We start from the raw sequence: 21,430 nt of genomic DNA, 5'->3' as shown, positions 1-21,430 counted from the left end.
TGCCCTTTCCGGGGAGCGGGTGGGAGTCAGGCGTTCTTCGGCTCGACGCGGGCCACGACCACATGCGGGCGCCCGGGGTGCGGTGCGGTGAACGCGGCGTACAGGGCCTCGTGATCGCGCCCGTCGACGGTCACCGCGGACCAGCCCGCGGCCTCGAACCGGGCGGCGATCCCGCCGGGCCGGGCATGGCTGGCGGAGGAGTTGTCGACGACCACGGTGTGCAGCCGCTCCAGGCCCGCGGGCCCGGCGAACGCGATCGCCTCGTGATTGCTGCCCTCGTCCAGCTCGGCGTCCCCGATCAGCACCCACACCGCGGGGTCGTGCAGCCCCTGCGCCCGCAGTCCCAGCGCGCTGCCCACGGCGATCGGCAGCCCGTGCCCGAGCGACCCGCTGCCGATCTCGGCCCCCGGCACCAGCACGCGGTCGGGGTGATGTCCGAGCGGGGAGTCGTACGCGCCGAAGCCGGGCAGCCAGTCGACGGGCAGGAAGCCCTTCGCGGCGAGCACCGCGTAGTACGCCATGGGTCCGTGCCCCTTGCTCAGCAGGAACCGGTCCCGGTGCGGATCCTCCCGGCGCTCCGGCGTGATGCGCAGGACCCGGTCGTAGAGCACCCACAGCACGTCGAGCGTGGAGGTGGCCGCGGGGCCGTGCTTCTCGTCGCCGGTCATGAGACTCATCAGGCCGGGCAGGTCGTCGTAGCCGTACGTGCGGCCGTGGTCCGCTGTGATCGTCATACCGTGATCGTGCAACCTCGACCAAGCTTGAGGTCAACCGGAAAAGTGGGGCGCGATCACCGATCCGAGTGGGGACGTGGCGCAGCTTGGTAGCGCACTTGACTGGGGGTCAAGGGGTCGCAGGTTCAAATCCTGTCGTCCCGACTTTGCGAAGTCGCAGGTCAGAGGTCGTTTCAGAGGGATCTGGAGCGGCCTCTCGGTCGTTTCCGGGGACCCGTCGGGGACCAGCCCGCTCGGACACGGCCGAAATGTCACCTGACGGTACGTCAGTTCACAGCAATCGGTCGACCAGCCCGTCGACGTAGTCCGGGGTGAGCGGGCCCACGCCGAACAGGACGCGGATGTACATCGGGGCCAGCACGTGGTCCAGCACGCCGAACGCGTCGGGTGCGTTCTCGCCGCGTTCGCGGGCGCGATCGAGCATGGCCTGCAGTTGCCGCGTGCGTGCGGCGAGGAGGGCGTCACGCGCCTGCCGGCCCTGCCGGCCGGTGTTCGACAGGGCGACGGCCAGGCGCACCAGCGCCAGGCCCTCGGGTCCGGTGATCTCGCGGGCCACGTTGGCCGCGTACGTGCGCAGGTCGCCCTCCAGACTCCCGGTGTCGGGCATCGGTGACCGCTCGTTGAGGCGGGTGAGCGCCACGTCGGTGAGTAGGGCTTCCAGGCTGCCCCACCGGCGGTAGATGCTGCTGTCGGCCACGCCCGCGCGGGCTGCGACCTCTCCGACGGTGAACTTGCCGTAGCCGCGCTCGCCGATCAAGTCGGTGACGGCCTGGTGCACCGCCGCGCCGACGCGGGCGGCGCGGCCGCCGGGTCGCCGGGCTCGCTGTCGCTCGTCCATGCCCCCACCTTAACGCAGTTGGGACTTGCGTTTGTGGGGTGGACCTCCCTACAGTCGCCTAACGCAGTCAACGACTGCGTTAGTGCGCCCGGAGGCTGACCGTGTCGGTCGTGGAGGGGCGCAACCACCGATGGAGAGGAATCCCCGTGGCTGCATCGCCTACGGCCGCAGGCAGTCGACCGAACCGGGCCGTGCTGCTCACGGTGACCTGCCTGGGCCAGTTCATGGTGCTGCTCGACAACACGATCGTCGGAGCAGCGCTGCCCGACATGCAGCACCGGCTGCACACTCAACTGACCGGTCTGCAGTGGATCGTGGACGCCTACGTGCTGCTGGTCGCCATGCTGCTGCTGTCCGGCGGCGTCTTCGCCGACCGGTTCGGCCGCAAGCGGGTGTACCTGGCCGGTGCGGTGGTGTTCACCGCCGCATCGGTACTGTGCAGCCTCGCGCCCTCGGCCGGATGGCTGATCGCCGGCCGGGTGCTGCAGGGCATCGGGGCCTCGGCGCTGAGCCCCGCCTCGCTGGCCCTGCTCGCCGCCGCCCATCCCGTTCCTCAGGAACGCATCAAGGCGATCGGGCTGTGGGCCGGATTCAGCGGAATCGGCCTGGTCGCCGGACCCGTGGCCGGCGGCGTGCTGACAGATGCCTTCGGCTGGCCCGCCATCTTCCTGGTCAATCTGCCCATCGGCGTGATCCTGCTGCTGGTCGGCCTGCGCCACCTCGACGAGTCCCGCAACCCGAGCGCCCCCGCGATCGACGTCCCGGGGACGGTGCTGTCCGTCCTGGCGGTGGGGGCACTGACCTACGGGCTCACCGAGGGCGGCGCCCGCGGCTGGACCTCACCGGTCATCCTGGGAAGCTTCGCCGCCGCGGCGATCCTCCTCGCCGGCTTCGTCGCCGTCGAGGCGCGCCGCTTCGCACCGATGCTGCCGCTGCGGCTGTTCCGGCAGCGGCTGTTCACGGTGTCCAACACCGCCATGGTCGTGGTGGGGTTCGCGCTCATGGGCTCGTCGTTCTTCTTCTCCCAGTTCTTCGTGTACGTCCAGGGCAGCTCGATCCTGCGCGCCGCCCTGCAGACCCTCCCCGCCTCCCTCGCCATGGTGATCGTCAGCCCGTTCGCGGGCCGGCTCGCCGCCCGGTACGGCTTCCGCCTCGTGGTCACCATCGGCCTGGCCCTGGCCGGAGGGGGGCTGCTGGCGCTGGGCACGGTGCACGCCGACACCGGTTACGGGAACGTGTGGTGGCGGCTGGGAGTCGTCGGCACCGGCTTCGCCCTGGCCATGTCCCCACTGACCGGCGCCGCCATCCAAGCGGTCAGCCCGCAAGAAGGCGGCCTCGCCTCCGGCATCAGCAGCACCACCCGGCAGATCGGCGCGGTGCTCGGCGTGGCGGTACTCGGAGCCGTCGTCCGCACCCGGCAGTCCGGCGGCGCCTCCTTCGAGACCGGCCTCGACAGCGCCTTCGTCGCTGCCGGCACCGTCACCTTGGCCACCGCCGTGTTCACCGGCCTGTGGCTGGCTAGGTCCAAGCCGGTGGAAGGCCCGGCGGTGCCGCACCGTTCCACCGATCCGGACGCGGTCACCACGTCGGACGAGGTGTCCGCGAACAGCCGTTGACGGCGACACCGACGCTTGTGCGCTCCCCCGTCCGGTACTTCCGATTCCCACGGAGAGAGACATGTCCCGCACGTTTCTCGTCACCGGCGTGAGCAGCGGCCTCGGCCGCGCCTTCGCCACCGCCGCCCTGGAGGCCGGCCACACCGTCATCGGCACCGTCCGGAACCCGGACCGGATCGCCGCCTTCGAGCAGTTCGCCCCGGGCCGCGCTCACGCCCGCGTGCCGGACGTCACCGACACCGATGCCATCGCGCAGACCGTCGCAGCGGTCGAGGCCAAGGTGGGCCCCATCGACGTGCTCTCAACAACGCCGGCTACGGCTTCATCACCTCCATGGGAGGTCTGCGCGCCTTCCCCGGTCCGGCCGTCTATCACGGCTCCCAGTTCGCCGTCGAGGGCATCGCGGCCACGCTCGCCCTGGAGGTCGCAGCGTTCGGCATGCACGTCACGGCGATCGAGCCCGGCTCCTTCCGCACCGACTGGGCCGGCCGCTCCATGCACCGCGTGGAGAGCACCATCGCCGACTACGACCCGGTCTTCGCCCGATCCGCGAACGCCGCCTCGACATGCGCGGTCAGCAGCCCGGCGATCCCGCCCAGGCCGGCCGCGCCCTGCTCGCCGTCGTGGAGGCCGAAAAGCCGCCGGCCCACCCCATCCTCGGCAGCGACGCCCTCCGCCTCGTCGCCGACGCCCGCTCCGCCTTCGATGCGGAGACAGCCGCCTGGGACGAGCGGTCGACGTCCACCGACCACCCCGACGGGGAACAGATCGCGTGAGAGCCGCACTCCCGAGGGGCACCACCTGTGCACTCGCTCGAATCCGCCGCTGAGGCGTCGTCGAACGGCATGGCCGAGCGCGACTCACCGTGGGCGACACCCCTGGAGCTCCCCGGGCGCCGGCTGACGGCGCTACGGGTGCTTGCCGCCGCCCTTCCCGCCGCCGCTTGCCCGTCTGTTCCCGGCCGTGTCGTGCGTGCTGCCGGGGTGGGCGGCGGACGTACCGGTGCCGGACGCGCCATGGCCGGGTACGCCGGTGTTGCCCGTGGTGCCGTTGCCGGGGTGTGCGGCACGCTTGCCGGGTCTGCCCATGCCGGCCGGACCTCTCGGCTCGGCCGTCGCCCGCGCCAGCTGTTCGGAGCAGTACGCGGCGACCTCGTCCTTTCCGCCGGCGGTGGCGACGAGCCTTTGCCAGGCCGTCGCGTCGAGCGCCCTGCCGTGCCGGCCGGCCTGCTCGTAGGCGCGGCAGCGGGCCTCGGTGTCCTGGCCCAGGGAGGGGCGGCCCGCCGGTACCGGGCCGCCGGAGGACGCCGGCGAAGCCGCACCGCCTGGCTGGTGCGGGGCGACCGCCGAGGGGTGCGCGGTCTTTCGGCCGGCACCGGCGCCGCCCTCGGGTGAGCCGGCGGAGCCGATGGCCGCCACCGCGACACCGCCCAGCGCGAGGCTGGCGAACGCCACGCCGAACGTCAACCGGACCGGGCGCCGGACGCGCCGCTCCTCGGCCGGCCGCCAGTCGTCCCGCCGCCGGGTACGGGTCCGGCGTGCGCCCGCACCCTGGGTGGCGGCCCGGAACACGGCCACGGCCCGCTGTTCGGCCTCGGCGTCGAGGTGGTCCGTGCGCAGGGCGGAGGCCAGCGCCGTTTCCAGCGCGGCGCAGTCATGCGTGCCCGACGGGCCGGGCCCGGTGGGGCCAGGGTGCGCGTGCCGGTGACGGACCGGGACCCCGTCGCGGCTCAGCCGTTCACCCATGCCCGCTTCCGTTCCTGTATGACCGTTCTGATGCGGCGAGGTGCCGCGCCCGGCACCTTCCGGCCGCTCGATGTCGCCCGCGTCGTTCATGCCCACTCCCTCAGCGTTCGGGAGGTCCCGTCCGTCACGCCGCCGTCCGCCTCCCCGTCGGCGCCCAGCTGGCGGGCGAGACGTTTCAGGCCCCGGTGGGTGGCCGTGCGCACTGCTCCCGGACGTTTGCCGAGGACGCGTGCGGCGGCGGGTCCGTCGAGGCCGACGACGACCCGCAGGAGCACGGCCTCGGCCTGGTCCGGGGGCAGCGCGCGGACCAGCTCCAGGGCCTGCTCGGTGGAGAGGGACTCCAGGGCCTGGTCGTGGGTGTCGTGCTGTGCGGGCAGGTGCAGTACGTCCTGTTCGGTTCCGCCGGCCCGGGGACGTGTGCGCTGGCGGCGCAGGTGGTCCAGGGCGCGGTGGCGGGCGATGGTCGCGGTCCAGCCGCGGAATCCGGCCCCGTCGCCCTTGAAGCGTCCGAGGCTGCGGGCTATCTCCAGCCAGGCGTCGGAGGCGACGTCCTCCGCGTCCTCACGGACCAGGCCGTGCAGATAGCCCAGCAGACCGGGCTGCACCAGCCGGTAGGCCACCGCGAAAGCGGCCTCGTCGCCGTCCTGGGCCCGCGCGACCGCGGCGCCCAACTCCCCGTCGTACGTCTGTACGCGCCGGGGTTGCCGTACGTGGCCCAAGACCGTCCTCGTTCGCACCGGGTTCACAGCGGGTCCGTGCCGTCCACCGTGCTCCGGTCGCACGGACGGCCCTGTGCTGAACAGCGTCTGCCGGCGCGGAAGTGTCACAAGGTGCCGTGCCTTGTCGAGGGGGAGTCCGCGGCCGGGTGACGCTTCGGAGCCGCCGTGCGCTTCCTCTGGCATGAGTGCGTACCTCCGTCTGCGCGCGGTGCCGCCCCCGGCCCTGCGCAACAGCGCGACATGGCTGGAACGGCAGTTCGAGGAGGGGGTGGAGGTGGTCCGGCACCCGTGCGGTCGGTGCCGTGAGGAGGCGCTGGACGAGCGCTATGTGGACCAGGAGCGCATCTACGCCGGCGCCGTCCCGCAGCGCGCCGAGGACCAGCCCCAGGCCCAGGTGGTGCTCGGCGGTCGACCGGTGTTCCGCCGCGACCGGCACAAGCCCCGGCTCCTGGTGCTGACGGCCGCCCAGGCCCGCAGGGTGGCCGGGTTCCTGAGCACGGCCGACTTCGACGCGCTGTGGGGATCCGTCCGCGGGGAACTCCTGCCGCGCTACGGCGGCGCGGCCGCGGAGCCCGAGACGTGGGCCGCGTTCGCCGCGGCACACCAGGAGCTGAGGACGTTCTACGCCGGGACGGCCGCGTGTGGTGACGCGGTGGTGAAGTGGCTGCCGAGCTGACCAGGGAATCGGCACGGTGGCTTCACCACCTTGTTCGGATCACCCCTTTTCTGCTGGTTCGTACGCTCCGTCAGCCGGAGGTGTAACACTTCCGGCCGCGTTCGCTCTGTCCATGCGGGCGACCGTGTCGGTCGGCCAGGACAAGGGGACACGACTCGTGCGGTGGACAGACGAAGACGGAGCGGTGTGCGGCGGGGAGCCGTACGGCGGTGTCGGGCACACGTATGCCTACGGCCACGAGTACGGCGGGGGCGTCACCACCGACACCGTGCGGCTCCCGGCGTGCGCCCCGGCCGTCCCACCCGTGCCGGAGCCGGACACCTCCGAGCGCGAGTCCGCGCGGCCGGTCTTCGTCGACTCCTCGGGGCGGCGCCAGCGGCGCGTGGCCCGCACCGCCCGCCTGCTGGTGATCCCGGCCGGCGGCTATGTCGCCCTGCTGATCAGCGCACTGCTGGGCGGCCCCGCCATCAGCTCCCCGTTCGTCCCGCAGGCGGATCCCCCGCACCCGGCCACGCCCAGGCCGACCGCACCCGACTCCCCACCGGGCACCGTGCACGCGCGGAAGAACACCGGACCCCTCGCGGAACGGAAGACCTCCGGCACCGCCGGGCGCAAGGCCCCCAGCCCCGCCGACCGGTCGCCGGCCGCCGTCGCCCCCGCGGCCACGTCCCGGTCCACGGCCGCGCCCACCACGGCCGCCACCACGGCCTCGGCCACGTCCCCGGCCCGGCCCGCCGCCCCGGCCCCGACCGCCGCACCCGCCCCCTCCTCCAAGGGGCGCGCGCTCGGCTCGTCCCACAGACCCGTGAAGTGATCCAAGGCCCTGACGTGACGGACAACCGACACCGCGACGCTCCTGCCCGCCGCCCGGGCGGCGCCCGCCAGGTGACACCCCGCACCCACTGGCTCCTGCTGAGCGTGCTCACGGTGACCCTGTCGACGGCCCTCCTGCTGCAGGGGTACACCCACCACATGTTCGGCATCACGTCGGACGCGGTGACGGGCGCCCGGGGGCGCAGCCAGACGGTGCCCGGCCAGGTGACCCACGGCGGTCCCGTGATCGCGGACGCCGCCGCTTCCGCGCACACCGCCCGGGTCAAGGCCCGCACCATCGCCCTCACCTTCGACGACGGGCCCGACCCCGTCTGGACACCGCGCATCCTCGACGTACTGCGCCGCAACCATGTGCACGCGACGTTCTTCGTCGTCGGAACCCAGGTCGTGGCCCACCCGGAACTGCTCCGCCGGATCGTCGCCGAAGGCCATCAGATCGGTATCCACACCTTCACCCATCCGGACCTGGCCCGTCTCGCCCCGTGGCAGCGCTCCCTGGAACTGCGGGAGACGCAGCTGGCGGTGGCCGGCGCCGCCGGCGTCACCACCGCACTGCTCAGGCCGCCGTACTCCTCGAAGAACGACGCGCTGGACGACGCCGACTGGTCCGTCCTCAAGCAGGCCGACGCGGCAGGCTACGTCACGGTGCTCTCCACCCAGGACGCCGAGGACTGGCAGCGCCCCGGAGCGAAACGCATCCTCGCCAACGCGACCCCCCACGGCCACTCCGGGCAGATCCTGCTCATGCACGACGCCGGCGGCGACCGGTCCCAGACCGTCACCGCACTGAGCGCCCTGATTCCACGGCTCAAGGCGCGGGGCTTCCGGTTCGCGACGGTCGGCGCCGCGGTCGGCATGGCCGGGCCCGTCCAGCACGCCGGGCCGGGTGCCCATCTGCAGGGGATGGCCCTCATCAAGGTGCTGCAGGCCGGTGACCGGGCCGTGTGGCTGCTGGGCGTACTGATGTACACGGCCGGCGCGCTCAGCGTCCTGCGCGCGGCGGTCGTCCTCGTCGCGGCCCGCCGGCACCGGCGGCAGCGCGCACGGAGCCGCTCCTGGGGGCCGCCGGTGACCGAACCGGTCAGTGTCATCGTCCCCGCGTACAACGAGAGCGCCGGTATCGAGGCGGCCGTACGCTCCCTGCTCGCCTCGGACCATCCGGTGGAGATCATCGTGGTGGACGACGGCTCCACCGACGGCACCGCCGACCTGGTGGAAGCGCTCCGCCTGCCGGGCGTGCGGGTCATCCGGCAGCGGAACGCGGGCAAGCCCGCCGCGCTCAACACGGGGCTCGCCGCGGCCACCTGCGAGCTGGTGGTCATGGTCGACGGCGACACGGTCTTCGAGCCCGGCACCGTCCGCACGCTCGTGCAGCCCTTCGCCGACCCTCGCGTGGGTGCCGTCTCGGGCAATGCCAAGGTCGTCAACCGCGGTGGTCTGCTGGGCCGTTGGCAGCACATCGAGTACGTGGTCGGCTTCAACCTCGACCGCCGCCTGTTCGACCTCGCCGAATGCATGCCGACCGTCCCCGGGGCGGTCGGTGCGTTCCGCCGCCGGGCGCTGCTCGCCCTCGGCGGTGTCAGTGACGTCACCCTCGCCGAGGACACCGACCTCACGATGGCGTTGTGCCGGGCCGGCTGGCGTGTGGTCTACGAGGAGAGCGCGGTGGCCTGGACCGAGGCGCCCGCGTCGCTGAACGCCCTGTGGCGGCAGCGCTACCGCTGGTGCTACGGCACCCTGCAGGCGATGTGGAAGCACCGCGGCGCGCTGGTGCAGCGCGGTGCGGCCGGGAAACTGGGCCGCCGCGGCCTGGTCTATCTGCTGCTCTTCCAGGTGCTGCTGCCGCTGCTCGCACCCGTGGTGGACATCTTCGCGGTCTACGGGCTGCTCTTCCTCGACCCGGTCCGGATCACCGGGCTCTGGCTCGGCTTCCTGCTGCTGCAACTCGCCATGGGCCTGTACGCGTTCCGCCTGGACGGAGAGCGGCCCGGCCCGCTGTGGAGCCTGCCGCTGCAGCAGTTCGTCTACCGGCAGTTGATGTACCTGGTGGTGATCCAGTCCGTCTTCACCGCCGTCTCCGGCACCCGGCTGCGCTGGCAGCGCATGGAGCGCTACGGCAGCCTGCAGGCCCCGCTGGCCGCAGCGCCCCTCAAGCGGCCGGCCCCCCACGAGACCACGCGGCCGCACTGAACGCCACTGGCGGACGTCCCCGCTGTGGAAGTGGCGGACACGGAGGAGATCCCGGCGGTGCTGGCCGATCCGCCCCTGCTGGAACGGGTGAGCGCCAAAGTCCCGTCAAAGTCGGCCTGATCGGTGCGAAGATGCCGCAAGGAACGGACAGGTGGGGGCGGAAATGGTCACAACCTGAGTGCACCGCGCAGAACACAGTCCCCCTGCGCGGCTTTGCCCGAGGAGCACGTACTGATGTCCGTCCTGACCGCCGAGCCCGGCGCGACCCCCGCCGGAGAAGAACCGCCCGACACCGGCGAACGGCACCGCCTGACCGCCGTGACGGGCCTGGCCGCGCTGTCGCTGGACGCGATGGCGTCGGTGGCCTACGGCCCGGAGTCGATCGTGCTGGTGCTCGCCGGCGCGGGAGCCCACGGCCTCGGCTTCACGCTGCCGGTGACGCTGGCCATCGCCGCCCTCCTGGCGGTGCTGGTGGCCTCCTACCGGCAGGTGATCGCGGCCTTCCCGGACGGCGGCGGCTCCTACGCCGTGGCCAGGACCCATCTGGGGGCGCGCACGAGCCTGGTGGCCGCGGCCTCGCTGGTGCTGGACTACGTGCTCAACGTCGCGGTCGCGGTGACCGCGGGCGTCGCCGCCCTGACCTCCGCCTTCCCCTCCCTCTACGACGACCGGCTGTGGCTGTGCCTGGTGGTCCTCGCGCTGATCACGGGCGTCAACCTGCGCGGGATCGTGGAATCCGCGAAGGCGTTCATCGTGCCGACGGTCGTCTTCGTCGGAGCCGTCTTCGCACTGGTCGTCGTGGGGCTCTTCCGGTCGGCGCCGGTGAGCACCGTCACGGCGGCCGGACATGCCTCGGTCGTCGCGGACCACGCCTCCACCGTGGGTGCGCTGCTCGTGCTGAAGGCCTTCGCCTCCGGATGTGCCGCGCTGACCGGCGTGGAGGCCATCGCGAACGCGGTCCCGTCCTTCCGGGTGCCGCGCGTGCGGCGGGCCCAGCGTGCGGAGGTCGCCCTCGGCGCGGTGCTCGGTCTGATGCTGATCGGGCTGTCGGTGCTGATCGGCCGCTTCCATCTGCAGCCGGTGGAGGGCGTCACGGTCCTCGCCCAGCTCGCGGACGCCTCGCTCGGCCACGACTGGGCCTTCTACGTCATCCAGTTCGCGACGATGCTCCTGCTGGCGCTGTCCGCGAACACCTCCTTCGGCGGGCTGCCGGTGCTGCTGAAGCTGCTCGCCCGGGACAACTACGCGCCGCACGTGTTCGCGCTGAAGGCCGACCGCCAGGTCCACCGGCACGGTGTGCTGGCCCTCGCGCTGGTCTCGGCCGCGCTGCTGGTCTTCTCCGGCGGAGACACCAACACCCTGGTGCCGCTGTTCGCGATCGGGGTGTTCGTCGGCTTCACGATCGCCCAGGTGGGCATGGTCCGGCACTGGCGCCTGGAGCGCGGGCGGGGCTGGCGGGGGAAGGCGCTGCTCAACGGCTTCGGTGCGCTGCTCACCGGGGTCGCGACGGTCGTCGTCACCGCGAGCAAGTTCACCGACGGCGCCTGGCTGGTCGTGATCGCGCTGCCCGTGCTCGTGACCGCCTTCGAGACCGTGCGCCGCGCCTACGATCGCATCGGCGAGCGGCTCGGCCTGGGCCGCATCCCCGAGGCCCCGCACCGCGACCGCTCGCTCGTCATCGTGCCCGTGTCCTCCCTGTCCCGGCTCACCTCCGAGGCCCTGACCGCGGCTTCCTCGCTCGGCGACGAGGTCCGCGCGGTGACCGTGAGCTACCCCGATCCCGAGGACAGAGCGCACCTGCACGCACTGGAGCGGGCCTGGGCGGAGTGGGACCCCGGGGTGGAGCTGGTGCGGCTGGCGTGCGCGCGGCGCAGCCTGGGGCGTCCGATCGCCGCGTACGTCCGTGAGGTGGCCGCCGCCGAGCCCGGCACACGGGTCACCGTACTGATTCCGGAGACCGAGCCGGAGCGCCTGTGGCAGCGCCTCCTGCAGAACCAGCGGGGCGCGGTCGTCGCGCACGCCGTGCGGCGGGAAACGGACGCGGTGATCTGCCGACTGCGATTCCGGCTGCTCTGAGCCCGGAGACGCGCCGGCGGCGCGAGGCCGACCGAGCCGGGGAAGCGGCGGGGCCGGCCACCGGGTGGTCGTGGTGAGCGGGGGTCACGCGCCACCCCGGCGGCCGGCCGGTGTCACAAAGCGCGCTCGGTGTCCCGGCGCGACACCGCCAGGTAGGTCACGAAGCCTACGATCGCCACCGTCCAGGACAGGGTGACCGGGCCCAGCCCCCAGCCCAGGCCGCCGCGGCCGGTCGACATGGCCATCCAGTCGGCGAGGGACGCGCCGAGCGGGCGCGTGAGGACGTACGCCGTCCAGAACGCGGCCACCGCGCCCAGCAGCCCGGAACGGTGGGCGAGCGCCGGGACGCAGATCGCCACGGCGAACAGGACGACCGAGCCGGCGTAGCCCAGGCCGATCGTCGCGGTGAGGTCGCCCGCCGCCGTGCCCAGCGCGAACGTGGCGAGGACGGCCGCCCAGTAGAAGACCTCACGGCGCCTGGTGCGGATGGAGTGGATGGACAGGGTGCGCTCGGTCGCGTACCAGAGCGCGAAGACGGCGGCCAGGGCGACGAGGAACAGCGGGGTGGACAACAGGTACGGGACGCCCAGGCCCACATGGAGCACGTCCGCGGCCATCGTGCCGAACACGCTCACCATGACGATCGCCGTCCAGTAGATCCAGGCCACGTACCGGCGGACCGCGAACTGGAGGACCAGCGACGCCGCGAAGGCGAGACCGCCAAGGCCGACCGCCGGGATCGGACCCAGCAGATGGGCCAGGAAGTCGGAGGCGGTCTCACCCATGCCGGTGGTGAGGACCTTGATGATCCAGAAGTAGACGGTGACCTCCGGCACCTTCGTCGCGCTCTCGCGTATGCGCGCGCGGGTGTGCCCCCGAGGCCGGTCGTCCAGGACGTGCTCTGTGCTCATGGCCCGCACCCTGGCACGTCCAACTGCCCTTTCCCCAGTCCCCTTTGCCATTGTTTTGGGGCTTCTGGTGCTGCTGTTGCCACGGGTGACCGCGAACCTGACAGCAACCTGAACGCGTACCCGAAAGCCCTGGCCGGCGGCCCGACCGGCCTGCTAGACAGGCGGGTCGGGCGGCCGCCGGCGTCAGTACGTCAGGCCCACGTGGGCGAGCGCCTGCTTCAGCAGGACCCCGTGTCCGCCCGGCATCTCGCTCTGCACGGCCGCCGACGCGGCCTCCTGCGGGCTGAACCAGACGAGGTCCAGCGCGTCCTGGCGGGGGCGGCAGTCCCCGGTGACCGGGACGACGTAGGCGAGGGACACCGCGTGCTGACGCGGATCGTGGTAGGGCGTGATGCCCGCCGTCGGGAAGTACTCCGCGACGGTGAAGGGCTGCAGCGACGCCGGGACGCGGGGCAGCGCCACCGGGCCGAGGTCCTTCTCCAGGTGACGCAGCAGGGCGTCGCGGACCCGCTCGTGGTGCAGGACGCGGCCGGAGACCAGGGTCCGGCTGACCGTCCCCTCGGGGCCGATCCGCAGCAGCAGTCCGATGCTGGTGACTTCGCCGCTGTCGTCCACGCGCACGGGTACGGCCTCGACGTACAGGATCGGCATCCGGGCCCTGGCCATTTCCAGCTCGTCGGTGGTCAGCCAGCCGGGCGTCGTCTCAGTCATGTCAGACATTGCTTGATCATACTTTCCGGGTGGGGCGGGTGCCGGGGTCACGGGCCGGAGCGTCGCCGGACACGGGCGGTCCGTACAGGCGTCGGGCGTTGTCGCGCCCCGTCCAGGCCGCGATCCGCAGGGCGTCGGGCAGGCTCACCTCGTCCGCGTCGACGCGGGCTTGGAGCAGATCGGCGAGTCCCTGACGGAAGCACAGGGCACCGAGGTGGTGGAATTCGGCCACTCCATAGGCGTCGGAGCTGTACAGCAGCTTGCGGAAGGGGGTGATCTCCAGCGCCTCCTCCAGCACGGCCCGGCAGCGGGCCGGGCCCGTGTGGTGCAGGGCGAGGCCCACATCCAGGTACACCCGTTCGAACACCGCGGCCAGGTAGGCGGCTTGACGGTGATACGGCCAGCAGTGCAGCAGCAGGACCGGGACCGTACCGGAGACCAGGCGCAGCCAGTCGGTCAGCAGGGCCGGGTCGGCGTGGTGCAGCCGCAGATCGGCGTCCCCGAAGCCGGTGTGCAGCTGCAGGGGCAGGCCGAGGTCGACGGCGGTCCACAGCAGGTGCCGCACCAGGACCGGGTCGGCGAGCCGGCCGCCGCCCGCGAGCCAGCGCCGGGCGGCCCCGGTCACCTCGTCGTCCGTCGGCCGGGCCGGGTCCAGGGCGAAGCCGGTGCGGTAGGCGGCCACCGACTTCACCGCCACCACGTCCGGCCGGCGCACCGCCTCCTCGGCGGCCCTGCGGAAGGCGGCCGCGTACGCGTCCGGCTCGACGCCCCGCGCGGCCACCGCCTCCGCCACCGGCTCCAGACGTACGACCTCGTGGGCGGCGGCGCCGGCGGCCTCGGCCAGCTCGGCGGGCGAGGTGAGCGGGTGCGGGGCGTAGCCGGTGTCCACGAGGAACACCCCGGCCCGCGCGGCACGCAGGAAACGGCGGTTGACCTCCCGCCAGCCCAGGGCCGTGCGCCGGTCCAGATAGTCGGCCGGCGCAGCGTGCCGGGGGAGATCCAGCAGGGGTGCGCAGTGGCGGCGCACGGCCAGGCCGACGGGGCTGTCGAACGGCGAGACACCGGGCCAGGCCTCGCCCTCGGTCAGCAGCGAGGCGAACTCCCCGGGCGCGAGATCGGCCGTCACCGCGCCGTGGCAGTGGTGGTCCACCAACTCCAGCTCGGCGAGGGCCTCGTGGACCGGCCCCGACGTGGCCACGGTCAGTACACCCAGCGGTAGGCCGCCGCCACCCGCGCGTCGTCCAGGTCCCGGACGGCCGCCGCCTCACCGAGCCGCACGGCGGTCACCGCGTCCGCGAGGACCGGGCCCAGCGCGGCCCGCAGCACCTGGTCCGGCCGGAACGCCTCGACGGCCTGCGGCAGCGACTGCGGCAGCCGCCGTACGCCGAGGGCCGCCGCCTCGTCCACGCCGTACCGGGCCGGGTCGCCGGTGATCTCCTCCGGCAGGACGCGGGAGGCGGCGAGCCCGTCGAGACCGGCGGCGATGACGCAGCCGAGGGCGAGATAGGGGTTGGCGGCCAGGTCGACCGGTTTCACCTCCAGGTTGGCGTCCTGCGCCCGGCGGCCCGCCGTACCGGTGATCATCCGCAGCGCCGCCTCGCGGGTCTCCCGGCCCCAGCCGGTGAACACCCCGGCCCACCGGGACGGCTTCAGCCGCAGATAGCTGGCCGGGCTGGGCGCGGTGACCGCCGTCAGCGCGGGCAGCCGGGCCAGGATCCCGGCCGCGAAGGACTCCGCCTCGGGCGTCATCCCGTACCGGCGCTCCCCGCCCGCGTGCAGGTTCACCCCGTCGCGCCAGCAGGACAGATGGAGATGGCCGCCGTTGCCGACGCCCTCGGCGGACACCGCGGGCGAGAACGAGACCCTGAGGCCGTGGCGCTGGGCGACCGCCCGGATCGTCTGCCGTACCAGCACGCTCCGGTCGGCGGCGGCAACCGGGTCCAGCGCGCCCACCGAGACCTCGAACTGCCCGGCCGCGTACTCGGGATGGAGCTGGTCGACGTCCACGCCCTGCCCGGCGAACGCGGCGAGCAGATCGGCGGTGTAGTCGCTCAGCTCCACCTGCCGGATCCCGCCGTACGCCGGACCGGACACCGCCGGCACGAACTCCCCGGCCGGCGCCGAGCCCAGCCCGACCGCCCACTCCACCTCGATCGCCGCCCGGAACACCAGGCCGTGCCGTGCGGCGGCGTCCGCGACGGTCCGGCGCAGGAAGGTCCGGGCACAGCCGGGGTGCCGCTCGCCCTCCTGGGTGATCCGGTCCACCGGCGCCCACGCCCAGCCGGGCTGCCCGGCCAGCGCCACCAGCTGGTCCAGGTCCGGGTAGAGCCGCAGGTCGCCGTCCGGGGAGCCGAGGACGTCGGTGCTGACGATCGAGTCGCCGGCCAGGAAGGTGTCGAACACCGGGGACATGCCGACGCCCCAGGACACCGCCGCCTCCAGCCGCGCCGTCGGGATCGTCTTGACCCGGCAGACGCCCGCGGTGTCCACATAGGCCAGCACGATCCCGCGCACGTCCTGCGCGGTGAGGCGCGCCGTGAGTCCGGCGACCCGGCGCAGATCCTCCGGGCGTCCGCCGGGCACGGGGTCGGCAAGGGTGGTCATACGTCCTCCTCGGCTCGCGTCCGCGTCGGCGGGGCGGCGGCCCGGTGCCGGCGTCAGGGTTTCACGGCCACCGCGCCGTACTGCGGCACCGCGGCGGCGGACGCCGACTCGGCACGCCACTGCGAGCAGGGCACCAGGCCCGGCTCGACCAGTTCCAGGCCGTCCAGGAAACCGGCGATCTCCGCGCGGCTGCGGGCGGTGATCGGCGGGGTGGCGTGGGCGTTCCAGAACTCCATCGCGGCCACGTTGCCCTCGCCGCCCACGTCACCGTCGTAGGTAGGGTGGGTGAGGACCAGGTGGCTGCCCGGGGCCAGCGCCGCCATGAGCCGGCGCACGATGGCGCGGGCCTCCCCGGTGTCCAGCACGAAGTTCAGGATGCCGAGCATCATCAGCCCGACCGGCCGGGACAGGTCCAGGGTCTCGCCGGCGCGCTGCAGGATGCCGTCCGGGTCGCGGACGTCGGCGTCGACGTAGTCCGTCACGCCCTCCGGAGAGCTGGTGAGCAGCGAGCGGGCGTGCACGAGCACGATCGGGTCGTTGTCGACGTACACGATCCGTGACTCGGGGGCGATCCGCTGCGCGATCTCGTGGGTGTTGTCCTCGCTCGGCAGCCCGGTGCCCACGTCCAGGAACTGCCGTGTGCCGCGCTCGGCCGCGAGGAACCGCACCGCCCTGGCCAGGAACTCCCGGTCCGCGCGGGCCACCTCCCGGATCACCGGGAACATGCCGGCGACGTGCTCACCGACCCGCTGGTCGACCTCGTAGTTGTCCTTGCCGCCGATCCAGTAGTTCCACACCCGCGCGTTGTGCGCCACGGAGGTGTTCAGCCTCGCCGGTCCGCCGGTCGGGGAGTCGCCCTCGGTCACGTCGTCGCCCTTCTGACGGTTGCGGTGCTCCGCCGTCATTGTGCCGTCCGGTGATCGCGCTGTCCCGGGAAACGCGCACCACGGGCGGTTCGGGGCGGTCGGTCCGGGGCGGCCGAGGGGTGCCCGGGCGCATGAGCAACACTGGACCGGTACCTCCGTCGCCGACCGGAAGCAGGACATGCCCGCCACGCCCGCACCCCTCCTGGACGTCCCCGGCCTGCCCGCGGGCCCCACCGACATCCGGCTGATCGTCTCCGACATGGACGGCACCCTGCTGGACGACGCCCAGCGGATCCCTGAGGGCCTGTGGCCGATGCTCGCCGAACTGCGCCGGCGGGGCGTCCTGTTCAGCCCGGCGAGCGGCCGCCAGTACGCCACGCTGGCGAGGCAGTTCGCGGACGTCGCCGAAGGCATGGTGTTCATCGCCGAGAACGGCACGTACGTGGTCCGCGACGGCGTGGAGCTGAGCTCCGACACGCTGGACGGGTCCGTCGCCGCCGGGGTGGCCCGCACGGTACGGCGGCTGGTCGCGGAGGGCGTGGACGTGGGCGCCGTGGTCTGCGGCAAGCGGGCGGCGTACGTCGAGCGGACCGACGAGGCGTTCCTGGCGGAAGTGCGCAAGTACTACGTCGAGCACCGGATCGTGCAGGACGTCACCGCCGTCGGCGACGAGGTGATCAAGGTCGCGCTGTTCGACTTCGGGGCCGCGGAGGCCTCCACGGCTCCGGTCCTGGCCGAGCTCGCCGCCACCCACCGGGTCGTGGTCTCCGGCGAGCACTGGGTGGACGTCATGAACCGCACCGCCGACAAGGGCACCGCGCTGCGCGGCCTGCAGCGGGCCCTCGGCATCACGCCCGCGCAGACGATGGTCTTCGGCGACTACCTCAACGACCTGGGGATGCTGGACGCCGCCGAGTGGTCGTTCGCCATGGCCAACGCCCACCCCGAGGTGGTCCGCCGGGCCCGCCACCTCGCGCCGTCCAACAACGAGGACGGGGTGCTGCGGACCATTTCCCGCGTGCTCGGCCTCTAGTGCTGCGGCCCGGGGGCCACCAGCCGGACGACGTCCGGCGCGCGGCCGGTCGGCGTTCCGGCACGGTCATCCGGCGCGGCGGAGACAGTCCTCGGCCACCTCCTTGTCGAGTGCGGCCCGCACCAACGCGGCGGCCAGGGCGGCGGGTTCGACGTCCCCGGCCAGCCGTGTCAGCTTCCCGGGGTCCTCGGGCAGCCCGAGCCGCCGCGCTCCGTCGAGCGCCTTGCCGTCGAGGTAGGGCGCGAGTTCGGGCCACACCTGCTGTGCCTCGCGCAGGAAGATGTCGGCGCCGGCCGGGCCGATGCCGGGTTCCTCCTGGAGCAGCCGCCTGAGTTCGCCGGTGTCGCCGTGCGCCTCCTCGTGCAGCCGGCGCAGATCCCCGGCCCACCGGTCCAGCAGCAGTTCGGCCCCGTCGCCGAGCTGGGTGGCGGTGCGCTCGTCGTAGCGCCGGTAGCCGCCGCGGCCGAGCGCGTCCACCCGCTGCTGCCAGCCGGCGTCGGCCATCCGGCGGGGGCTGTCCAGGCGGTCCTCGTGCAGGGCCTGCGCGGCGGCCACCGCGACCGAGGCGCGGATCCGGGCGCTGAGCAGCAGGGCCAGCACGAGCAGCCGGTACAGCGGCTGCGGTGTGTCCTTCAGTGTGATGCCCGCCTCCTCGGCGTACGTCTGTCCGTACGCCGACAGCAGCGCGCGCAGCACCCGTTCCTCCCGGTTCATGACCAGGGCCTCCGCTCTACGGCTTGAGCGGGTCGTGGCCCAGGGTCATCAGCCGGTGGCGGCGGGCGCCGTCCGCTGCCGTCTCCGGCTCCGGCTCGTCCTCCATGTCGACAAGGTCCCCGACCGTGTCGACGACCTTGTACATCACACGGATGTCGTCGTCGGTGAGGTCGGTACGGCGTTTCTGGAGGATGGCGAGGACGTGCTGCCCGGTCGGCGTGCCCGCCGCCTCGGGCAGGGGCTCCGTCTCCTCGTCGGCGTCGCGCACCCGCAGCCAGGCCGCGAGCTCCGCGGAGGTCATGTTGACCACGCGGTGGAAGTCCTCCCACAGCGCCTGGAGTTCGAGGGCGTCGGCCATGGGTTCTTCCCCTTCCGTGCGGGGGTCTCGTGCTAGCTGGACGCGTTCTCGCGCGGCTGGTTCTCGGCCTCGAACATCCAGCGCTGCTTCTCCAGGTCGGCGGTGACGGAGATGAGCAGGTCCTGGGTGACCGGGTCGGGCTTCTCGGTCGCCGCGACGCGTTCGCGCAGCCGGCCGATGGCCGCTTCGAGCGAGGACACCATCAGCTCCACCACCTCGGTGTCGCGCAGCCAGCCGTCCTTGGTGGTGGGCAGCGCGAAGGTCGCGGCGACGGTCTCGGGCCGGCCGTCCGGGGGCACGCCCAGCGCGGCGGCGCGTTCGGCGACCGTGTCGGAGTGGGCGCGCGCCGCCGCGACCACCTCGTCGAGCTGGAGGTGGATCGACCGGAACCGCGGCCCCACGACGTTCCAGTGCGCCTGCTTCCCGATGAGCGAGAGCCCGAGCAGATCCACCAGGGTGTCCTGCAGAGCGCTCCCGGTGACACCGAGCGCCTCCTCGGGCAGCGTGCTCTTCACCACGGTCATGGTGTGTCCGTCCCCTTTCGTCGCCTCTGTCCGATCGTCGTCTCTGTCCGAAAGGGCGGGTGCCCACCGTCAAGGGGGGCAAAACAGGCCTGGTCAGCGGGGTAGTACGCGGTCCAGGAAGCGGATCACCTCCGCGAAGGCCTCCTTCTTGCCGATCTCGTGGAACACCTCGTGCCGTGCCCCGGCGAAGATCCGCTCGGTCAGCCGGCCGCCGGCGAGCCGTCGCACGCCGCTCCGGCTCCCGGGCAGCGGCACCAGCCGGTCGTCGTCGCCGTGCAGCCACAGCAGCGGCAGCTCGCCCACGTCTCCGCCCCGGTCGACGGCCTCCAGGGTCCGGGTGAACGCCTGCAGCGTCGGCCGCTTCATCGGCCCGTGCCACACCAGCGGATCGGCCGCGTAGGCGGCACCGACGGCCGGGTCCCGGGAGAGCGCCGACGGGCTGACCGGGGTGTCCGGGATCTTGGGGAGGGCCAGCAGCCGCCCCGGCAGTTCCCAGGCGCCGATCACCGGCCCGGAAAGGACCAGCGCGCTCAGCTCGGCGCCGTACCGCTGGGCGTAGCGGGCGGAGATCAGGCCGCCCATGGAGTGGCCGACCAGGACGAGCGGCAGGCCGGGGTGCGCGGACCGGGCCAGCTCGGCCGCGCCGTGCACATCGCTGACCACGTCCTCGAAGTCCTCGATCAGCACCCGCTCCCCGGCCGACCTGCCGTGGCCGACGTGATCGGGGCCGAACACGGCCGCCCCGTGCCCGGTGAGGGCGGCGGCCAGCTCGTCGTACCGGCCGGCGTGTTCGCCGTATCCGTGCACGAGCACGGCCAGGTACCTCGGGGCCGGGTGCGGCCACTCGCGCACGGCGACCAGGCCGTGGGTGCCGTCGAGGGTGTGCTCGCGGACGCGGGGCATCTCTTCTCCGCTCTGCTGCGCCGACTCGCTGAAGGTCCGGGGGGATCTTCCCAGCGGGCCGGTCGGAGGTCTATAGTCCAAAACTAGCAGTGCTAATTAAGTGTCCCCGTGGTCCGCTGATCCACAGTGCCGTGGATCGGTCGTAGGTCAGGAGTCGAAGCCGTGCGTCCCGTCCACTTCGCGGCCGCCCGCCGCACCCCCATCGGCAAGCTGCGCGGAGCCCTGTCCTGCGTCCGGCCCGACGACCTGGCGGCCGGTGTGATCCGTCACCTGGTGGCCGAGGTGCCCGGACTCGACCCGGCCCGGATCGACGACGTCTACTGGGGCGCCGCCAACCAGGCCGGCGAGGACAACCGCAACGTCGCCCGGATGGCCGCCCTGCTCGCCGGGCTCCCCGACTCGGTTCCCGGCGCCACCGTCAACCGGCTGTGCGCCTCCGGCCTCGAAGCGGTCACCACCGCCGCCCGCACCATCGCCGCCGGCGAGGCCGACATCGTGATCGCGGGCGGCTCCGAGTCCATGAGCCGCGCCCCCTTCGTCCTGCCCCGCCCCGACGAGGCCCTGCCGCAGCGCGTCGAGACCCACGACACCCGCCTCGGCTGGCGCCTGGTCAACCCGGCGATGAAGGAGCTGCACGGCCTGCTGTCCATGGGCGAGACCGCCGAGGAGGTCGCCGAGCGGTACGGCATCTCCCGCGAGCGGCAGGACGCCTTCGCGCTGCGCAGCCACCAGCGGGCCGCCGCCGCACGCAAGAACGGCCACTTCGACGACGAACTCCTCGCCGTGGAGCGCCCGGACGGCCTGGTGGTCGACCAGGACGAGTGCGTCCGCGAGGACACCTCGCTGGAGAAGCTGGCCCGCCTCAAGCCGGTCTTCCGCCCGGGCGGCACGGTCACGGCGGGCAACGCCTCGCCGATGAACGACGGCGCGGCCGGACTGCTGCTGGTCAGCGAGGAGGCCCTGAACGAGCTGGGCCTGGAGTCCCTCGGCCGCTATGTCGCGGGCGCCTCCGCCGGGGTCCACCCGGACGTGATGGGCATCGGCCCGGTGCCCGCCACCCGCAAGGCGCTGGCCCGGGCCGGCTGGGACGTCGCCGACCTGCAGGAGGCCGAGTTCAACGAGGCGTTCGCCGCACAGGCCCTCGCCTGCGTCGACCAGCTGGGCATCGACCCGGACCTGGTCAACCCGACCGGCGGCGCCATCGCCCTCGGCCATCCCCTCGGCTGCTCGGGCGCCCGCATCCTGACGACCCTGCTGCACCGGATGCGGCGCACGGGCGCCGAGCGGGGCCTGGCGACCATGTGCGTGGGCGTCGGGCAGGGCAGCGCGGTGCTGGTCGAGAGGCACTGAGACGTCTTCGACGGCGGCTCCCCGCACC

20 protein-coding genes, 1 tRNA gene and 1 pseudogene are annotated in these 21,430 nt (G+C 73.3%); 9 read left to right on the top strand and 13 right to left on the bottom strand.

The window, feature by feature from the left end; genetic code table 11:
- Positions 1-26: 26 nt before the first annotated feature.
- Positions 27-734, bottom strand: coding sequence for a thiamine pyrophosphate-dependent enzyme (locus tag IO33_RS0122370; RefSeq protein WP_031167772.1), 708 nt, complete (start codon positions 732-734; stop codon positions 27-29).
- A 70-nt stretch (positions 735-804) separates the two neighbouring features.
- Between IO33_RS0122370 and IO33_RS0122365 the strand changes: the two genes are divergently transcribed.
- Positions 805-878, top strand: a tRNA-Pro gene (locus tag IO33_RS0122365).
- Positions 879-1,005: 127 nt separating this feature from the next.
- Here IO33_RS0122365 and IO33_RS0122360 read toward each other — a convergent pair.
- Positions 1,006-1,572, bottom strand: a complete 567-nt coding sequence (locus IO33_RS0122360; protein WP_031167770.1) for a TetR/AcrR family transcriptional regulator — start codon at positions 1,570-1,572, stop codon at positions 1,006-1,008.
- Positions 1,573-1,796: 224 nt separating this feature from the next.
- On the opposite strand from IO33_RS0122360, the gene IO33_RS0122355 reads away from it, so the two are divergent.
- Both IO33_RS0122355 and IO33_RS44410 read left to right on the top strand, forming a co-directional pair.
- Positions 1,797-3,188, top strand: coding sequence for an MFS transporter (locus tag IO33_RS0122355; RefSeq protein ID WP_245235863.1), 1,392 nt, complete (start codon positions 1,797-1,799; stop codon positions 3,186-3,188).
- Positions 3,189-3,249: 61 nt separating this feature from the next.
- A pseudogene (locus tag IO33_RS44410) lies at positions 3,250-3,964 on the top strand (SDR family NAD(P)-dependent oxidoreductase).
- 132 nt (positions 3,965-4,096) lie between these two features.
- Here IO33_RS44410 and IO33_RS0122345 read toward each other — a convergent pair.
- Together IO33_RS0122345 and IO33_RS0122340 are read right to left on the bottom strand one after the other, a co-directional pair.
- Entirely contained in the window at positions 4,097-5,023 is a 927-nt protein-coding gene (locus IO33_RS0122345; RefSeq protein ID WP_157857886.1) for a hypothetical protein, read from the bottom strand.
- Positions 5,020-5,652: an RNA polymerase sigma factor gene (locus IO33_RS0122340; protein ID WP_031167765.1), complete on the bottom strand. Its 633-nt coding sequence runs from the start codon at positions 5,650-5,652 to the stop codon at positions 5,020-5,022. The genes IO33_RS0122345 and IO33_RS0122340 overlap by 4 nt, the downstream gene beginning before the upstream one ends.
- Positions 5,653-5,833: 181 nt before the next feature.
- Here IO33_RS0122340 and IO33_RS0122335 point away from each other — a divergent pair, with 181 nt between their 5' ends.
- From IO33_RS0122335 to IO33_RS0122315, 4 genes are all read left to right on the top strand, one after another.
- The gene (locus IO33_RS0122335) at positions 5,834-6,328 is read left to right on the top strand and encodes a DUF1877 family protein (protein ID WP_031167763.1); all 495 of its coding nucleotides are present in this window, start codon (positions 5,834-5,836) and stop codon (positions 6,326-6,328) included.
- 112 nt (positions 6,329-6,440) lie between these two features.
- Complete coding sequence (locus tag IO33_RS50485) at positions 6,441-7,142, top strand: RAD23 family protein (RefSeq protein ID WP_031167761.1); 702 nt, start codon at positions 6,441-6,443, stop codon at positions 7,140-7,142.
- Positions 7,143-7,156: 14 nt separating this feature from the next.
- A complete protein-coding gene (locus IO33_RS0122325) occupies positions 7,157-9,352 on the top strand; it encodes a bifunctional polysaccharide deacetylase/glycosyltransferase family 2 protein (RefSeq protein WP_245235848.1) in 2,196 nt (731 codons plus the stop codon).
- Positions 9,353-9,586: 234 nt separating this feature from the next.
- Positions 9,587-11,428, top strand: a complete 1,842-nt coding sequence (locus tag IO33_RS0122315; protein ID WP_031167756.1) for an APC family permease — start codon at positions 9,587-9,589, stop codon at positions 11,426-11,428.
- Between the two features lie 113 nt (positions 11,429-11,541).
- Here the strand turns inward: IO33_RS0122315 and IO33_RS0122310 are convergent, their stop codons facing one another.
- The 5 genes from IO33_RS0122310 to IO33_RS0122290 all read right to left on the bottom strand — a co-directional run bounded on the left by IO33_RS0122310 (position 11,542) and on the right by IO33_RS0122290 (position 16,559).
- Positions 11,542-12,339 carry a COG4705 family protein gene (locus tag IO33_RS0122310; protein WP_031167754.1) on the bottom strand — a complete coding sequence of 266 codons (798 nt, stop codon included), beginning with the start codon at positions 12,337-12,339 and terminating at the stop codon, positions 11,542-11,544.
- Positions 12,340-12,522: 183 nt separating this feature from the next.
- Entirely contained in the window at positions 12,523-13,050 is a 528-nt protein-coding gene (locus IO33_RS0122305) for an NUDIX hydrolase family protein (protein ID WP_031167752.1), read from the bottom strand.
- Between the two features lie 16 nt (positions 13,051-13,066).
- Entirely contained in the window at positions 13,067-14,248 is a 1,182-nt protein-coding gene (locus IO33_RS0122300) for an amidohydrolase family protein (RefSeq protein WP_031167750.1), read from the bottom strand.
- Positions 14,249-14,250: 2 nt separating this feature from the next.
- The gene (locus IO33_RS0122295; RefSeq protein ID WP_031167748.1) at positions 14,251-15,654 is read right to left on the bottom strand and encodes a type I glutamate--ammonia ligase; all 1,404 of its coding nucleotides are present in this window, start codon (positions 15,652-15,654) and stop codon (positions 14,251-14,253) included.
- Between the two features lie 53 nt (positions 15,655-15,707).
- Positions 15,708-16,559: an SAM-dependent methyltransferase gene (locus IO33_RS0122290; RefSeq protein WP_425347972.1), complete on the bottom strand. Its 852-nt coding sequence runs from the start codon at positions 16,557-16,559 to the stop codon at positions 15,708-15,710.
- A gap of 139 nt (positions 16,560-16,698) precedes the next feature.
- Between IO33_RS0122290 and IO33_RS0122285 the strand changes: the two genes are divergently transcribed.
- Positions 16,699-17,553: a Cof-type HAD-IIB family hydrolase gene (locus IO33_RS0122285; protein WP_031167745.1), complete on the top strand. Its 855-nt coding sequence runs from the start codon at positions 16,699-16,701 to the stop codon at positions 17,551-17,553.
- Positions 17,554-17,619: 66 nt separating this feature from the next.
- Here the strand turns inward: IO33_RS0122285 and IO33_RS0122280 are convergent, their stop codons facing one another.
- The 4 genes from IO33_RS0122280 to IO33_RS0122265 form a co-directional block, all read right to left on the bottom strand.
- Positions 17,620-18,267, bottom strand: coding sequence for an endonuclease (locus tag IO33_RS0122280; RefSeq protein WP_031167743.1), 648 nt, complete (start codon positions 18,265-18,267; stop codon positions 17,620-17,622).
- Positions 18,268-18,283: 16 nt separating this feature from the next.
- Positions 18,284-18,625: a DUF3140 domain-containing protein gene (locus IO33_RS0122275; RefSeq protein WP_031167741.1), complete on the bottom strand. Its 342-nt coding sequence runs from the start codon at positions 18,623-18,625 to the stop codon at positions 18,284-18,286.
- A 32-nt stretch (positions 18,626-18,657) separates the two neighbouring features.
- Positions 18,658-19,149, bottom strand: a complete 492-nt coding sequence (locus IO33_RS0122270; RefSeq protein ID WP_031167739.1) for a Dps family protein — start codon at positions 19,147-19,149, stop codon at positions 18,658-18,660.
- Positions 19,150-19,242: 93 nt separating this feature from the next.
- A complete protein-coding gene (locus IO33_RS0122265) occupies positions 19,243-20,052 on the bottom strand; it encodes an alpha/beta hydrolase (RefSeq protein WP_031167736.1) in 810 nt (269 codons plus the stop codon).
- A 162-nt stretch (positions 20,053-20,214) separates the two neighbouring features.
- Here IO33_RS0122265 and IO33_RS0122260 point away from each other — a divergent pair, with 162 nt between their 5' ends.
- On the top strand, positions 20,215-21,402 hold the full coding sequence (locus IO33_RS0122260; protein WP_031167734.1) for a thiolase family protein: 1,188 nt from the start codon (positions 20,215-20,217) through the stop codon (positions 21,400-21,402).
- Positions 21,403-21,430: the final 28 nt, after the last annotated feature.

Source organism: Streptomyces durhamensis (genome assembly GCF_000725475.1).
In the GTDB taxonomy this organism is placed as follows: domain Bacteria; phylum Actinomycetota; class Actinomycetes; order Streptomycetales; family Streptomycetaceae; genus Streptomyces; species Streptomyces filipinensis.
Note: the sequence above shows the minus strand (reverse complement) of the source record. Positions and strands in the feature narration are given on the sequence as shown.

Bases quoted from the DNA above. Each gene is read 5' to 3' on its own strand.
- IO33_RS0122310 (WP_031167754.1), bottom strand. From the start codon at position 12,339: ATGAGCACAGAGCACGTCCTGGACGACCGGCCTCGGGGGCACACCCGC.
- IO33_RS0122295 (WP_031167748.1), bottom strand. From the start codon at position 15,654: ATGACCACCCTTGCCGACCCCGTGCCCGGCGGACGCCCGGAGGATCTG.
- IO33_RS0122335 (WP_031167763.1), top strand. From the start codon at position 5,834: ATGAGTGCGTACCTCCGTCTGCGCGCGGTGCCGCCCCCGGCCCTGCGC.
- IO33_RS0122315 (WP_031167756.1), top strand. From the start codon at position 9,587: ATGTCCGTCCTGACCGCCGAGCCCGGCGCGACCCCCGCCGGAGAAGAA.
- IO33_RS50485 (WP_031167761.1), top strand. From the start codon at position 6,441: ATGCGGGCGACCGTGTCGGTCGGCCAGGACAAGGGGACACGACTCGTG.
- IO33_RS0122270 (WP_031167739.1), bottom strand. From the start codon at position 19,149: ATGACCGTGGTGAAGAGCACGCTGCCCGAGGAGGCGCTCGGTGTCACC.
- IO33_RS0122345 (WP_157857886.1), bottom strand. From the start codon at position 5,023: ATGAACGACGCGGGCGACATCGAGCGGCCGGAAGGTGCCGGGCGCGGC.
- IO33_RS0122280 (WP_031167743.1), bottom strand. From the start codon at position 18,267: ATGAACCGGGAGGAACGGGTGCTGCGCGCGCTGCTGTCGGCGTACGGA.
- IO33_RS0122290 (WP_425347972.1), bottom strand. From the start codon at position 16,559: ATGACGGCGGAGCACCGCAACCGTCAGAAGGGCGACGACGTGACCGAG.
- IO33_RS0122360 (WP_031167770.1), bottom strand. From the start codon at position 1,572: ATGGACGAGCGACAGCGAGCCCGGCGACCCGGCGGCCGCGCCGCCCGC.
- IO33_RS0122370 (WP_031167772.1), bottom strand. From the start codon at position 734: ATGACGATCACAGCGGACCACGGCCGCACGTACGGCTACGACGACCTG.
- IO33_RS0122275 (WP_031167741.1), bottom strand. From the start codon at position 18,625: ATGGCCGACGCCCTCGAACTCCAGGCGCTGTGGGAGGACTTCCACCGC.
- IO33_RS0122305 (WP_031167752.1), bottom strand. From the start codon at position 13,050: ATGACTGAGACGACGCCCGGCTGGCTGACCACCGACGAGCTGGAAATG.
- IO33_RS0122265 (WP_031167736.1), bottom strand. From the start codon at position 20,052: ATGCCCCGCGTCCGCGAGCACACCCTCGACGGCACCCACGGCCTGGTC.
- IO33_RS0122285 (WP_031167745.1), top strand. From the start codon at position 16,699: ATGCCCGCCACGCCCGCACCCCTCCTGGACGTCCCCGGCCTGCCCGCG.
- IO33_RS0122355 (WP_245235863.1), top strand. From the start codon at position 1,797: ATGGTGCTGCTCGACAACACGATCGTCGGAGCAGCGCTGCCCGACATG.